The organism is Streptomyces sp. HUAS MG91 (assembly GCF_040529335.1).
Classification (GTDB): Bacteria; Actinomycetota; Actinomycetes; order Streptomycetales; family Streptomycetaceae; genus Streptomyces; species Streptomyces tabacisoli.
Window position 1 is genome coordinate 4,939,177 of sequence record NZ_CP159534.1, and the last position, 14,138, is coordinate 4,953,314.

Below are 14,138 nucleotides of genomic sequence, written 5' to 3' on the forward strand. Positions count from 1 at the left end.
GAGGGGGCGGCGCACACCGCCCCCTCACCGTCCGGCATACGAGGAGGGGTATGGCGGCGTCGGCCGGAGCGGCCGTCTCGGTGATCGAGACCCAGGAGCTCACCAAGCGGTACCGCGGGGGCCGTCCGGCCGTCGACCGGCTCAGCCTGACCGTCCCGGAGGGCGCCGTCTTCGGCTTCCTCGGGCCCAACGGCTCGGGCAAGACCACCACCATCCGCATGCTGATGGGCCTGATCGACCCGACCGGCGGCACCGCCCGGGTGCTCGGCCACCCGATGCCGCGCGCGGCGCGGACCGTGCTGCCGCAGGTGGGCGCGCTGATCGAGGGGCCCGCCCTGTACGGGTTCCTGTCCGGCCGGGACAACCTGCTGCGCTTCGACGCGGCCGACCCCACCGCCGACCCGCGCACCCGCCGCGCCCGGGTCGCGCGCGCCCTGGACCGGGTCGGCCTGACGCCCGCCGCGGCCAAGAAGGCGAAGGCGTACTCGCTCGGCATGAAGCAGCGGCTCGGCCTGGCCGCCGCCCTGCTCCAGCCGCGCAGGCTGCTCGTCCTGGACGAACCGACGAACGGCCTGGACCCGCAGGGCATGCGCGAGATCAGAACCCTGGTGCGGGAGCTGGCCTCCGACGGCACGACCGTCTTCCTCTCCTCGCACCTCCTCGACGAGATCGAACAGGTCTGCACGCACGCGGCCGTGATGGCGCAGGGCCGGCTCCTCACCCAGGGCCCGGTCGCCGAGCTGGCGGCGGGCGCCCGCGGCAGGCTCACCGTCACCACCCCGGACCCGGCGGACGCCCGCCACGTACTGAAGGAGCACGGCATAACGGTCCTGGCGGCGGAGGGCGAGCGGGTGACGGCCGAGCCGCCGCCCCCGGAGACGGATCTCGCGGACCTGACCGCGGCCCTGGTGGCGGCGGGGGTGCGGGTGCGCGGGTTCGGCGTCGAGCGGGCGTCCCTGGAGGACGCGTTCGTCGCCCTGACCGGGGAGGGCTTCGATGTCGCGGGCTGAGGCGGCGGCGCCCCCGGCGCCGGTGCGGGCGCTGTGGACCTTCGGGCTGCTCCGCTCCGAGCTGGCCGTCACCTTCCGCCGCTGGCGCACGCTCGCGCTGCTGGCGGTCCTGACCGGAGTGCCGGTCCTCATCGGCATCGCCGTCAAGATCGAGACGAGCGACGGTTCGGGGATCGGCGGGGGCGGCGGCGAGGGCGCCGCGGGCCCGGCCTTCATCGCGCAGATCACCAACAACGGCCTGTTCCTGGTCTTCACCTCGCTGGCGGCGACCCTGCCGTTCTTCCTGCCGATGTCGGTCGGGGTGATCGCGGGCGACGCGATCGCCGGCGAGGCCAACGCCGGAACGCTCCGCTATCTGCTCGTCGCCCCCGCGGGCCGCACCCGACTGCTGCTCACCAAGTACGCGACGACCATGGCGTTCTGCCTCGTGGCGACCCTGGCCGTGGCGGTCTCGGCGCTCGTCACCGGCGCGATCCTCTTCCCGCTCGGAGACCTGGTCACCATCTCGGGTACGTGGATCAGCTTCGGGGACGGCCTGTGGCGGGCGTTCCTCATCGCGCTGGTCGTGGCGGCCTCCCTGCTCGGGATCGCCGCGCTCGGCCTGTTCGTCTCGACGCTCACCGGAAGCGGTATCGCGGCGATGGCGACCACGGTGGGGCTGCTGATCACGGTCCAGATCCTCGACCAGATCCCGCAGCTGCACGCGATCCAGCCGTACTTCTTCTCCCACCAGTGGCTGTCCTTCGCCGATCTGATGCGCGAACCGGTCTACTGGACCGACCTCGTCAAGAACCTGGAGATCCAGGTCCTGTACGCGGCCGTGTTCGGCTCGGCGGCGTGGGCCCGCTTCACGGCGAAGGACATCATGGCGTAAGGGCTAGCCCTCGTACGGGAACGCGGCGAGCGGGGCCTGTCGCGCGAAGAACGTCTTGGCCTCGCGCAGCGCCTCCTCGTCCTTGAGCACGTCGCCGGGCTTGCTGCCGTTGCCCAGCAGGACACCGCCGAACCGCATGCCCAGGTACGCGGCCGAGTTGTTGAGGGTGCCCACCAGCGGGTCGGCGACCTCCTGCTCCTCGTGGGCGAGCGCGGTCACGCCCCACAGGGTGCGCCCGGCGAGGGTCTTCTTGAAGTCGACGCCCGGGGTGCGCAGCCAGCCCGACCAGTGGTCCAGGTAGCGCTTGACGGAGGCGGAGACCGAGTACCAGTACAGCGGCGAGGCGATCACGAGGTCGGTGGCCGCCAGGGTCGCGTCCAGGAGGACGGCCGTCGGGCCCTCCTCGGGGCGGACGTGGTCGCTGTCGTGGCGCAGGTCCTCGAAGTCGGGCAGGGGATGGTCGGCCAGGTCGATCCAGCGCTGGCCGACACCCGGCGGCAGCTGCTCGGCGGCCTTGCGGGCCAGCGTCTCGGTGTTGCCGCCCGGACGGCTGCTGCCGAGGACGAAGAGGAAGCTGCGGGCGGCGCCGGTCTCCGTGGTCGGGGCGACGGTCGTGGCGGTCGTGGTCATGGTTCCCCCAGTGCTGCGCGTACGCCGAATAGGTGCGCATGCAGTATATGCAGACGCATCTATATGGCGGTAGGGGACTGCCCCGGCCCGGCGACCGCCGAGGCGGCGGCCAGATAGGCGCGCACCAGGGGACGGTCGTCCTCGTGCCGGGCGGCCACCGCCAGCCGGGAGGGGGAGATGCCGCGCACCGGCACCGCGGTCACCTCGTCGCGGACGATCAGCGAGGCGTTGCCCACGGCCAGCAGCACCACCCCCTGCCCGTTGGCCACCGCCTCGTGGGTCTCCTCGGCGCTGCCCACGACCCCGCCGATCCGGGGCGCCCGCCCGGCGCGCGCGTCCAGGGCCAGCCAGTAGTCCCGCAGCGCCCCCGCCTCCGCGGGCAGTGCGAGGAACGGCTCGTCGAGCAGCTCCGCGAAGTCCACCGCGTCCCGCCCCGCCAGCCGGTGGCCCGGCGGCAGCGCCACGAGCCGGGGCTCCTCGGCGACCACCACCGACCGGTACCGCTCGCCGTCGGGCAGCGGCAGCCAGACGAAGGCGACATCGCTCGAACCGTCCGCGAGACCGGCGCTCGGATCGGCCCAGCCGACCTGGTGCAGCGTGGGCCGCGCACCGGGGTGACCGGCGAGGAGGCGGGAGCGCAGGGCCGGCAGCAGGCCGCGCCCGGGGCTGGTCGACATGCCGACGACCAGCGCGCCGCGCTGCGCGGTCCGGGCCCGGCGCACTTCCTCCTCGGCGCTCTCCCAGGCGGCGAGCAGCGCGCGGGCGTGCGGCAGCAGCGCCTCGCCGACTCCGGTCAGCCGCACGGTCCGGCGGTCCCGCACGAACAGCTCGGCGCCGAGCTGTCGCTCCAGCGCCCGTATCTGCTTGCTCAGGGCGGGCTGGGAGACGTACAGCCGCTCGGCGGCCCGGGTGAAGCTCAACTCGTCGGCGACCGCGGTGAAGTAGCGCAGATCGCGCCCATGGACGTCCATAACCCATGGCTATCACGGGAGGTCTTGGACGCGGGCCGGTCCGTGCAAGCAGGATGGAGACACGCCAAGGGGCAAGAGCCGCGCGGCAGTTGAGCAGATGCGTACGACCTGTTACGACCTGTGGAGGGGAACCGGAATGACCAGCGACAACAACGCCAAGGTGTGGCTCGTGACCGGCGCGACCAGCGGCTTCGGCCGGGCGATCGCCGAGGCGGCCGTCGCCGCGGGCGACACCGTGATCGGCACCGCCCGCCGCGCCGAGGCCCTGGACGGTCTGGTCGCCGCCCACCCCGACCGGGTGGAGGCGATCTCCCTCGACATCACCGACGGCGAGCGGGTCGACGCCGTGGCCGCCGAGATCCTGGCCCGCTACGGCCGTGTCGACGTCCTCGTCAACAACGCGGGCCGCACCCAGGTCGGCGCCTTCGAGGAGACCACCGACGCCGAACTGCGGGACCTGTTCGACCTGCACGTCTTCGGCCCGGCCCGGCTGACCCGGGCGCTGCTGCCGCAGATGCGGGAGCGGGGCAGCGGCGCGATCGTCAACATGAGCAGCGTCGGCGGCCAGCTCTCCTTCGGCGGCTTCTCCGCGTACAGCGCGACGAAGGCGGCCCTGGAGCAGCTGTCCGAGGGGCTGGCCGCCGAGGTCACGCCGTACGGGATCAAGGTCCTCGTCGTGGAGCCGGGCGCCTTCCGCACCAACCTCTTCGGCAAGGGCGCCGCCTACTTCTCCGAGGAGATGCCCGAGTACACCGAGACGGCCGGGGCGACCCGGCGGATGGTGGAGAGCTCCGACGGTCTCCAGCCCGGCGACCCGGCCAAGGCGGCCGCCGCGATCCGGCTCGCCCTCGACGCGGAGACGACTCCGCTGCGGCTGCCGCTCGGCGGGGACGCGCTGGACGCGGTCCTCGCCCACCTGGACGCGCAGCGGGCCGACCTCGTCACGTGGGAGAAGACGTCCCGGGGCACGGACTTCGACAGCTGACGCGGCCCGGTCCGGGGGCGGCCGGTCAGCACACGCAGAACTCGTTGCCCTCCGGATCCGCCATCACGATCCACTCGCCGCCCTGGGACTTCACCCGCTCCAGGACGCGCGCGCCGAGGCCGGTGATCCGCTCGGCCTCGGCGTCGCGCCGTCCCTGGTCCGCGTGGACGTCCAGGTGCAGCCGGTTCTTGACCGTCTTGGTCTCCGGCACTCTCTGGAACAGCACCCGCCGCCCGAGCCCGCCCCCGGTCCGCTCGTCGACCGGGTCGTCCGGGTGACGTACGGCGATCAGGTCCCGGAAGGCGCGCCGCCCCTGGAACGCGACGGTCTCCTCCTCGGCCAGCGCGCCGAGGCCGAGCAACTGGCCGATCAGCGCGTCGTTGTCCTCCACCTCATAGCCGAGCGCGGCCGCCCAGAAGACGGCCTGGGCGTGCGGGTCGGCGGCGTCCACGACGAGTTTCCAGTGCAGAGTCATGCGTCAGTTATAGGACCGGGCACCGACAACGGCCGTTCAGCGCGCGGATTCCCGCTGCATCTGGGCGCCCGCCGGGGCGGGAACGGCCGCGGCGGCTGCCGCCGCCCGCGCCAGACGCGCCCGGCCGGCCCGGGCGGTGCGCAGCGCGTCCCAGGTCAGCATCGCGAGCGCGGCCCACACGAGCCCGAAGCCGGCCCACCGCTCGGCCGGCATGGCCTCGTGGAAGTACAGGATGCCGAGGGCGAACTGGAACACCGGCGCCAGGTACTGCAACAGCCCGAGGGTGGAGAGCGGCACCCGGATCGCGGCGGCCCCGAAGCACACCAGCGGGATCGCCGTGACGAGCCCGGTCGAGGCCAGCAGCGCCCCGTGCCCGAAACCCTCCTGGGCGAAGGTCAGGTGCCCCTGCGTGCCCAGCCACACCAGATAGCCGAGCGCGGGCAGGAACTGCACGGCGGTCTCGGCGGCCAGCGACTCGACCCCGCCCAGATTGACCTTCTTCTTCACCAGGCCGTACGTGCCGAACGAGAAGGCCAGCGCCAGCGAGATCCACGGCGGCCGCCCGTACCCGACGGCGAGCACGAGCACCGCGAGCAGCCCGATGCCCACGGCCGCCCACTGCGCGGGCCGCAGCCGCTCGCCGAGCAGCAGCACGCCGAGCCCGATGGAGACCAGCGGGTTGATGAAGTAGCCCAGGGACGCCTCGACCACGTGCCCCGCGTTCACCGACCAGATGTACAGGCCCCAGTTCACGGTGATCACGGCGGCGGCGAGGATCACCAGGCCGAGCCTCCCGGGCTGCCGCACCAGCTCCCGCAGCCAGGCCCACTTGCGGACGAAGAGCAGCGCGACGCCCACCACGACCAGCGACCACACCATCCGGTGGGCCAGGATCTCCCCGGCGCCCGCGGGCTTGAGCAGCGGCCAGAACAGGGGGACCAGGCCCCACATCACATAGGCCGCCGCGCCGTTGGCGACCCCGGCCCGACTCTGCTTCTCGTTCTCGCCCTCGGCCAACGCAGCCCCTCCTCCAGACGCACGGCAGCCCCGCGGCGGCCACCACGAAGGTAGCGCCGCGGGGCGGGCGTGTCATTCCCGTATCGCGATACGGTCCTGACGGTCGGGCCGGGCTACTTGAGGGCCTCCGCGATGGCCTCCGCGACCGGCGTCGTCGGGCGGCCGATGAGCCGCGCGAGGTCGCCGTCGCCGCGCGCCAGCAGGCCCTTCTCGATGGCGGCGTCGACGTCCACGAGGATGTCGGCGAACGGGGCCGGGACGCCCGCGCCGACCAGCACCGCACGGTTCTCCGCCGGCGTCACCGAGCGGTAGGCGACGTCCTTGCCGGACTGCCGGGCCACCTCGGCCGCGTACTCGGCGAGCGACCAGGCGGTGTCGCCGCTCAGCTCGTACACCCGGTTCTCGTGGCCCTCGCCGGTCAGCACGGCGACGGCGGCCGCGGCGTAGTCGGCGCGCGAGGCCGAGGCGACGCGCCCCTCGCCGGCGCTCGCCACGACGGCGCCGTGCTCCAGGACCGGGGCGAGGTTCTCCGTGTAGTTCTCGTGGTACCAGCCGTTGCGCAGGAAGGTGTACGGCAGCCCCGAGTCGAGGATCGCCTGCTCGGTGACCTTGTGCTCGTCGGCGAGGGTGAAGTCGGCGTCGGGGCCGCCCAGGACGCCGGTGTACGCCAGCAGCGCCACCCCGGCCTCCTTCGCCGCCTCGATCACGGCCCGGTGCTGGGACACCCGCTGCCCGACCTCGCTGCCGGAGACGAACAGCACCCGGTCGCCGGCCCGGAAGGCGTCCTTCAGCGTCTCGGGCGCGCTGTAGTCGGCGATCCGCAGCCCGACGCCGCGGGCGGCGAGCGCGGCCCCCTTCTCCTGGCTGCGCACGACCGCGGCGATGTCCCCGGCGGGCACCCCCGCGGCGAGCAGCCCTTCGACGACGAGGCGGCCGAGGTGGCCGGTGGCACCGGTGACGACGAGACCCATGTCCGAAAACTCCTTGATGCGGCTTGTTTCGCGTTCTTCCTCACCGTAAAGCCTGCACTGTGGATTCGTAAGTACCCACTTTGAAGTAAGGTACTGGCATGGGAGTGAGCAAGGTGCGCGAGTGGACGACGTCCCCCGGCGAGGGGCTCTGCCCGCAGCGCCTCGTCCTGGAGCACGTCACGAGCCGCTGGGGCGTCCTGGTGCTGCTCGCACTGGAAGAGCGCTCCTTCCGCTTCAGCGAGCTGCGCCGGGAGATCGGCGGGGTCAGCGAGAAGATGCTCACCCAGACCCTCCAGACCCTGGAGCGCGACGGCGTCGTCCACCGCGACGCCAAGCCCGTGATCCCGCCGCGCGTCGACTATTCGCTCACCGCGCTGGGCCGCGAGGCGGCCGAGCAGGTGCGGGCGCTCGCGGAGTGGACCGAGCGGCGCATGGGCGCGGTGGTCGAGGCGCGGGAGAGGTACGACGAGGCCCGGCTCGCCGGGTCGGCCGGGTGACGTAACTTCCCTGTACAGAGGGCGGCTCGGTCGCCGAGGGCCGTTCGGCCCGGAATGGCCGTGCCCGATGCCGGGCAGACGCTTGGACGGGGCGCCGCTCCGCACCGAACCCGCCATCCTTCTGTGCGCCCCCCGTCCGCCTCCCGCGATGTGGTATGTCGCCCGGCATCCTGAAGGGGGACGCTCGTCGCCGTTCCGAATTCGGGGGTTCATCTTTGACATGGGGACACGGGTATCGCCGCTGAGGAAGTTCGGCGGCCGGCTGCTGTCGGGGTTCGACCGGGGCCGGCACAGAGAGGAGCTGCTGCTCCAGCTGATCGGCCAGCTCGCCAGGGTGGCCGAGGAGATGCATCGCGCGAACGTCGTCCAGGCCCAGCGCGTGGCGCTGGACCAGATGGACCGCGCGATCGACGATCCCACGCTGGCCGCGGCGCTGAGCACACTGCCCAGCCTGACGGTCCAGAAGCGACGGCAGATGCTCTTCGTGAACCGGGAGTACGCCGTGGTGCTGCTGGCCCACCGGGTGGGCATGCTGACGTGGAACGAGATGCTGGGCCAGCTCAGGGTGTTGTGCCGCAACGACCTCTTCCGCGAGTACTGGGGACGCACGGTGGACCATCGCCGCAGCTATCCGGAGTCGTCACTGGAGGGGCGTGCGGGGCAGATGGTCGACGCGATGCTGGAGGAACTGGCCGACGAGCCCGAGGAGTGGTGGGTCGTGGGCTTCCAGGACGCGCCGAATTCCTGAATACGCCGAAGTGCTGATTCGGGAGCACGCCCGAGTCGCCTTCAGTGACCAATCGGCGAGTATCCAGTTAGCTGTCGGGGGCGGCTTCTTCCTGCCCTCGTAGTGCGGTGGCAGTACGGTGCGGCCGCCTTCCGCTGAGGGGGCGGCAGGCGGGGACTCCTCCGCCGGTGACCTTTCCTCCCCGCCCTGTGGAGAGGAAAGAGTTGAAGATTCACCACCGTCTGGGAGATGCCCCCCGGGTGCGGGGCTGTGTGACGGGTGAAGGGTGCCCCGACGTGTTCCAGCTGACCGACGGGGACTTCGCGGTGATCGGCGCGGCCTTCGACGCCGACCTGCCGCCGGGCGTGACGCTCCGTCCGGGACAGCGGCTCGTCGTGGTGGACCGGGACACCCTGGTCCGGGCCCGCCGCGACATCCCCGACGCCTGAGCCGCCGAGGGGCGCACCGCAGGGGCGGTGCGTCCCCCGTGCGCCCCCTGCCGGTCAGCCGACCACGGTCCAGGTGTCGCCGCCCGCGAGCAGCGCGCCGAGGTCGCCCTTGCCGTCCCGCTCGATCGCGGCGTCCAGCTGGTCGGCCATCTGCGTGTCGTAGACCGGCCGTTCGACACTGCGCAGGACGCCGATGGGCGTGTGGTGCAGGGTGTCCGGGTCGGCCAGCCGGGAGAGCGCGAAGGCCGTCGTGGGGGACGCCGCGTGGGCGTCGTGGACCAGGATCTCGGAGCGGTTGGCGTCCGTGACCGGGACGACCGCGAGGTCGCCGGTGGCGGGGTCGCGGACGACGCCCTTGGAGTCGTCCGCCCCGAACGTGATCGGCTCGCCGTGCTCCAGGCGGATGACCGCCTCCTCCGCCTGCTGCTTGTCCTTGAGGACCTCGAAGGCGCCGTCGTTGAAGATGTTGCAGTTCTGGTAGATCTCCACGAGCGCCGTGCCCTGGTGGTCGGCGGCGGCGCGCAGCACCGAGGTCAGGTGCTTGCGGTCGGAGTCCACGGTGCGGGCCACGAAGGACGCCTCCGCGCCGATCGCCAGCGAGACCGGATTGAAGGGCGCGTCCAGCGAACCCATCGGCGTCGACTTGGTGATCTTGCCGACCTCGGAGGTGGGGGAGTACTGGCCCTTCGTGAGGCCGTAGATCCGGTTGTTGAAGAGGAGGATCTTCAGGTTCACGTTGCGGCGCAGGGCGTGGATGAGGTGGTTGCCGCCGATGGAGAGGGCGTCGCCGTCACCGGTGACGACCCAGACGCTCAAGTCCCTTCGGGAGGAGGCGAGTCCGGTGGCGATGGCGGGGGCGCGGCCGTGGATGGAGTGCATCCCGTACGTGTTCATGTAGTACGGGAAGCGCGAGGAGCAGCCGATGCCGGAGACGAAGACGATGTTCTCCTTCGCCAGGCCGAGCTCGGGCATGAAGCCCTGGACGGCGGCGAGGATCGCGTAGTCGCCGCAGCCGGGGCACCAGCGCACTTCCTGGTCGGACTTGAAGTCCTTCATGGACTGCTTGGCCTCGGCCTTGGGGACGAGGGACAGCAGCGTCGGGGCGCCGCCCTCCCCGGCCGCCTCCGCGGACGCGCTGGACTCGCTGGTCTGCGTATCAGCCATCGATGGCCTCCTTGAGAGCCGTGGCGAGCTGCTCAGCCTTGAACGGCATACCGTTGACCTGGTTGTACGAGTCCGCGTCCACCAGGTACTTCGCCCGGATGAGGGTGGCGAGCTGGCCGAGGTTCATCTCGGGGATCACCACCTTGTCGTAACGCTCCAGGACCTCGCCCAGATTCCGCGGGAACGGGTTGAGGTGGCGCAGATGAGCCTGTGCGATGTGCTCGCCGGCGGCGCGCAGGCGGCGGACCGCCGCGGTGATCGGGCCGTAGGTCGAACCCCAGCCGAGCACCAGAACACGGGCCTCACCTGCGGGATCGTCGACCTCGACGTCCGGCACCGCGATGCCGTCGATCTTGGCCTGGCGGGTGCGGACCATGAAGTCGTGGTTGGCCGGATCGTAGGAGATGTTGCCCGTGCCGTCCTGCTTCTCGATGCCGCCGATCCGGTGTTCGAGGCCCGGCGTGCCGGGGATCGCCCACGGGCGGGCCAGCGTCTGCGGGTCGCGCTTGTACGGCCAGAAGACCTCGGTGCCGTCGTCCAGCGTGTGGTTCGGGCCGGACGCGAACTGCACCCGCAGATCCGGGAGTTCGTCGACCTCGGGGATCCGCCACGGCTCCGAGCCGTTGGCCAGGTAGCCGTCGGAGAGCAGCAGCACCGGGGTGCGGTAGGTGACCGCGATCCGGGCCGCCTCCAGGGCCGCGTCGAAGCAGTCGGCCGGGGTGCGGGGGGCGACGACCGGGACCGGCGCCTCGCCGTTGCGCCCGTACATCGCCTGGAGCAGGTCCGCCTGCTCGGTCTTGGTGGGCAGGCCGGTGGACGGGCCGCCGCGCTGGATGTCCACGACGAGCAGCGGGAGTTCGAGGGAGACCGCGAGGCCGATCGTCTCCGACTTCAGCGCCACGCCCGGACCGGACGTCGTCGTCACCGCGAGGCTGCCGCCGAAGGCCGCGCCCAGCGCGGCGCCGATCCCGGCGATCTCGTCCTCCGCCTGGAAGGTGCGCACGCCGAAGTTCTTGTGCTTCGACAGCTCGTGCAGGATGTCGGAGGCCGGAGTGATCGGGTACGAGCCCAGGTACAGCGGCAGATCCGCCTGCCGGGAGGCCGCGATCAGGCCGTAGGACAGCGCCAGGTTCCCGGAGATGTTGCGGTAGGTGCCGACCGGGAACGCGGACTGTGCCGGGGCCACCTCGTAGGAGACCGCGAAGTCCTCGGTCGTCTCGCCGAAGTTCCAACCCGCATGGAACGCCGCGAGGTTGGCCTTCATGATCTCGGGCTTCTTGCCGAACTTCGCCTTGAGGAACTCCTCCGTGCCCTCGGTCGGCCGGTGGTACATCCACGACAGCAGGCCCAGCGCGAACATGTTCTTGGAGCGCTCCGCCTCCTTGCGGGAGAGGTCGAACTCCTTCAGCGCCTCCACGGTGAGCGTGGTCAGCGGCACCGGGTGGACGTGGAAGCCGTCGAGCGAGCCGTCCTCCAGGGGGCTGGCCTCGTAACCGACCTTCGACATCGCCCGTTTGGTGAACTCGTCCGTGTTGACGATGACTTCGGCGCCGCGCGGCACATCGCCGATGTTCGCCTTCAGGGCCGCCGGGTTCATCGCCACCAGCACGTTCGGCGCGTCGCCCGGCGTCAGGATGTCGTGGTCGGCGAAGTGCAGCTGGAAGGAGGAGACACCCGGCAGCGTGCCGGCGGGCGCCCGGATCTCGGCCGGGAAGTTCGGCAGGGTGGAGAGGTCGTTGCCGAACGAGGCGGTCTCCGAGGTGAACCGGTCGCCCGTGAGCTGCATACCGTCACCGGAGTCGCCCGCGAACCGGATGATCACCCGGTCCAGGCGCCGTACGTCCTTGCTGGATTCACTCTCAGGTGTGCGCTGTTCTCCGACCACAGCACTGTCGGCCTGCTCGGCTGCGCTACTGACCTGGCTCGTCACTGAACTGGACCTCCCTCGAGGCGGCTGTGCGGGCAGGGCCGTCCCACCGGCCTTCCCCAGGCCCACCCTACGTCTGTAAGGGTCACCTTCCTCTGAGCAATCGCATTCTGGATCGAGAAATGAGCGACTGTGGACGGAGCCTGTATCTGACAGAGTGTCAGGTGGTCAGGAGTTGAGGTAGGTGAGGACGGCCAGAACCCGGCGGTGATCCCCGTCACTCTGCGACAGGCCCAGCTTCAGGAAGATGTTGCTCACGTGCTTCTCGACCGCGCCGTCGCTCACCACGAGCTGCCGGGCGATCGCCGAGTTCGTCCGGCCCTCCGCCATCAGGCCGAGGACCTCGCGCTCGCGCGGGGTGAGGTTCGCGAGGACGTCCTGCTTGCGGCTGCGGCCCAGCAGCTGGGCGACGACCTCCGGGTCCAGCGCGGTGCCGCCCTCGGCGACCCGCACGACCGCGTCCACGAACTCCCGGACCTCCGCGACCCGGTCCTTCAGCAGATAGCCCACACCGCGGCTCGATCCGGCCAGCAGTTCGGTGGCGTACTGCTCCTCCACGTACTGCGACAGGACCAGGACCCCCAGGTCGGGGAAGCGGGCGCGCAGCTGGACCGCCGCGCGCACGCCCTCGTCCGTGTGCGTGGGCGGCATCCGTACGTCCGCCACGACCACGTCCGGGAGCTGTTCCTGCTCGCCCAGCTCGGTGATGGTCTTGACCAGCGCCTCGCCGTCGCCGACCCCGGCGACGACCTCGAGTCCGCGGTCGGTCAGCAGCCGGGTCAGCCCCTCTCTGAGCAGCACTGAATCCTCGGCGATGACCACCCGCACCCTGTCCTCCACGATTTTCGGCCCCCCTGCGCCCCGGCACCTGCGGCACCGGGGCAGTCATGAACAGGACCAGCATCGCAGGAACCGCGGGTGGACGGGGGTGAGCGGCGCGAATACCCCGGCGCCGCCGCGGGTGCTACGCCCGCCGCCACGGCAGCTCGGCGGTCACCCGGGTCGGTCCGGAGGGCGGCGAGTCGACCAGGAGGATCCCGTCGACCGCGTCGAGCCGCTCGGCCAGGCCCGCGAGGCCCGAACCGGCGTCGGCCGCCGCGCCGCCCACCCCGTTGTCCTGGACCTGGAGCATCAGCCGGTCGCCGGCCCGCCACACGTCGACCGTCGCCCGGGTCGCCCGGCTGTGCTTGCTGATGTTCTGCAGCAGCTCGGAGACGGTGAAGTAGGCGATGCCCTCGATGGCGGGCGCCGGGCGCTCGGCGAGGTCCACCTCCACCGTCACCGGCACGGTGCAGCGGGCGGCGACGGAGGACAGGGCCGCGTCCAGGCCGCGGTCGGTGAGGACCGCCGGGTGGATGCCGCGGGCCAGGTCGCGCAGCTCCTGGAGCGCGGTCTTCACCTCGCCGTGCGCCTCGTCGACCATGCGCGCGGCGGCCTCGGGGTCGTCGGTGAGCTTCTCCTTGGCCAGGCCCAGCTCCATGGCCAGGCTGACCAGGCGGGCCTGCGCGCCGTCGTGCAGGTCGCGCTCGATGCGGCGCAGATCGGCGGCGGCCGTGTCGACCACGACGCCCCGGTCCGACTCCAGCTGCACCACGCGCGAGGCGAGCCGCGACGGGCCGAGCAGCCCGGCGACCATCAGCCGGTCCACCGTCGTCAGGCCCCGCACGATCCACGGCGTCGCCAGCACCACGAGCAGGCCGGCCAGCGAGGTGACGGCGATCTCGAAGGGGTTGTCCAGATAGACGGAGTGGTGGGCGTCGCCGTAGAGCTGGAGGCCGCCCTGACCCGCGTACATCGGCAGGACCCACTGCCACAGCGGGTACGTGAACAGCGTCCAGCCCGTCGTCCAGAGCGCCAGCGTCACCGAGAACGCGAAGGTCGCCCACGGGAAGTGCAGCACCCCGTACAGCAGGTGCCGCCACGAGACGCCGCTCTTGAGCGTCGCGCCCATCCACGCCAGCGGGCCGTTGCCCTTGCGCGGGCGCACCGGCTCCGGCGTGCCGACGGCCAGGCCGAGCAGGCCGCGCGCCCGGGCCCGCTCCAGGGCGCCGAAGCCGCGCGCCCCGGCGAGCGCGGCCGCGAGGACCGGCACCCCGATGAAGGTGATCAGCAGGCCCGCGCCGAGCGAGAGCATCGTCACCGACCAGACGAAGAAGACGATGCTGATCGGCAGGGACAGCAGCTGGTAGCAGAGCTCGCGCCAGGTGCGGCCCTCGACGGGCGCGCGCAGCCAGGCCGGGATCCGGTTCAGGCCGCGGCGCGGGGCGCCGTCGTCGCCGCGGTGGCGGCGGTCGTCGTCGTACGAGTACGCGTACTCGTCGCCGTATCCGTACTGCTGCGTGGCCATCGGGGTGCCGTCCGTTTCTGCTGAGCGGGCTGGTGTGCCGTTCTGCTTCCAGGGTCCTCGACGACGGGGGACCGGACCATGCGGTGGATCGGCG

Annotated in this window: 15 protein-coding genes; 6 read left to right on the plus strand and 9 right to left on the minus strand. The window is 71.9% G+C overall.

The window, feature by feature from the left end; all coding sequences use genetic code 11:
- Positions 1–50: 50 nt before the first annotated feature.
- Entirely contained in the window at positions 51–1,010 is a 960-nt protein-coding gene (locus tag ABII15_RS22505) for an ABC transporter ATP-binding protein (RefSeq protein WP_353944122.1), read from the plus strand.
- A complete protein-coding gene (locus ABII15_RS22510; protein ID WP_353944123.1) occupies positions 997–1,884 on the plus strand; it encodes an ABC transporter permease in 888 nt (295 codons plus the stop codon). Before ABII15_RS22505 ends, ABII15_RS22510 begins: the two co-directional genes overlap by 14 nt.
- Before the next feature lie 3 nt (positions 1,885–1,887).
- On the opposite strand, the gene ABII15_RS22515 is transcribed toward ABII15_RS22510, so the two are convergent.
- Complete coding sequence (locus ABII15_RS22515; RefSeq protein WP_353944124.1) at positions 1,888–2,514, minus strand: NAD(P)H-dependent oxidoreductase; 627 nt, start codon at positions 2,512–2,514, stop codon at positions 1,888–1,890.
- Between the two features lie 59 nt (positions 2,515–2,573).
- Positions 2,574–3,485, minus strand: coding sequence for a LysR family transcriptional regulator (locus ABII15_RS22520; protein ID WP_353944125.1), 912 nt, complete (start codon positions 3,483–3,485; stop codon positions 2,574–2,576).
- Positions 3,486–3,621: 136 nt separating this feature from the next.
- Here ABII15_RS22520 and ABII15_RS22525 point away from each other — a divergent pair, with 136 nt between their 5' ends.
- Entirely contained in the window at positions 3,622–4,470 is an 849-nt protein-coding gene (locus ABII15_RS22525; RefSeq protein WP_353944126.1) for an oxidoreductase, read from the plus strand.
- A gap of 25 nt (positions 4,471–4,495) precedes the next feature.
- Here ABII15_RS22525 and ABII15_RS22530 read toward each other — a convergent pair whose 3' ends face one another.
- From ABII15_RS22530 to ABII15_RS22540, 3 genes are all read right to left on the minus strand, one after another.
- Positions 4,496–4,945 carry a VOC family protein gene (locus ABII15_RS22530; RefSeq protein ID WP_353944127.1) on the minus strand — a complete coding sequence of 150 codons (450 nt, stop codon included), beginning with the start codon at positions 4,943–4,945 and terminating at the stop codon, positions 4,496–4,498.
- Between the two features lie 36 nt (positions 4,946–4,981).
- The gene (gene rarD / locus ABII15_RS22535; protein WP_353944128.1) at positions 4,982–5,962 is read right to left on the minus strand and encodes an EamA family transporter RarD; all 981 of its coding nucleotides are present in this window, start codon (positions 5,960–5,962) and stop codon (positions 4,982–4,984) included.
- Positions 5,963–6,075: 113 nt separating this feature from the next.
- Entirely contained in the window at positions 6,076–6,933 is an 858-nt protein-coding gene (locus ABII15_RS22540; protein WP_353944129.1) for an SDR family oxidoreductase, read from the minus strand.
- 98 nt (positions 6,934–7,031) lie between these two features.
- Here ABII15_RS22540 and ABII15_RS22545 point away from each other — a divergent pair, with 98 nt between their 5' ends.
- The 3 genes from ABII15_RS22545 (at position 7,032) to ABII15_RS22555 (ending at position 8,606) form a co-directional block, all read left to right on the plus strand.
- A complete protein-coding gene (locus tag ABII15_RS22545) occupies positions 7,032–7,430 on the plus strand; it encodes a helix-turn-helix domain-containing protein (protein ID WP_353944130.1) in 399 nt (132 codons plus the stop codon).
- A gap of 220 nt (positions 7,431–7,650) precedes the next feature.
- A complete protein-coding gene (locus ABII15_RS22550) occupies positions 7,651–8,178 on the plus strand; it encodes a DUF6082 family protein (RefSeq protein WP_353944131.1) in 528 nt (175 codons plus the stop codon).
- A gap of 275 nt (positions 8,179–8,453) precedes the next feature.
- Positions 8,454–8,606, plus strand: a complete 153-nt coding sequence (locus ABII15_RS22555) for a hypothetical protein (RefSeq protein WP_353944132.1) — start codon at positions 8,454–8,456, stop codon at positions 8,604–8,606.
- 54 nt (positions 8,607–8,660) lie between these two features.
- Here ABII15_RS22555 and ABII15_RS22560 read toward each other — a convergent pair whose 3' ends face one another.
- From ABII15_RS22560 to ABII15_RS22575, 4 genes are all read right to left on the minus strand, one after another.
- Entirely contained in the window at positions 8,661–9,662 is a 1,002-nt protein-coding gene (locus ABII15_RS22560; RefSeq protein ID WP_353947155.1) for a 2-oxoacid:ferredoxin oxidoreductase subunit beta, read from the minus strand.
- A gap of 100 nt (positions 9,663–9,762) precedes the next feature.
- Positions 9,763–11,700, minus strand: a complete 1,938-nt coding sequence (locus ABII15_RS22565) for a 2-oxoacid:acceptor oxidoreductase subunit alpha (protein WP_353944133.1) — start codon at positions 11,698–11,700, stop codon at positions 9,763–9,765.
- Positions 11,701–11,865: 165 nt separating this feature from the next.
- Positions 11,866–12,525, minus strand: a complete 660-nt coding sequence (locus tag ABII15_RS22570; RefSeq protein WP_353947156.1) for a response regulator transcription factor — start codon at positions 12,523–12,525, stop codon at positions 11,866–11,868.
- Between the two features lie 136 nt (positions 12,526–12,661).
- Positions 12,662–14,044 (minus strand): sensor domain-containing protein, encoded by a 1,383-nt coding sequence (locus ABII15_RS22575; RefSeq protein ID WP_353944134.1) that lies wholly within the window; start codon positions 14,042–14,044, stop codon positions 12,662–12,664.
- Between the last annotated feature and the right edge of the window lie 94 nt (positions 14,045–14,138).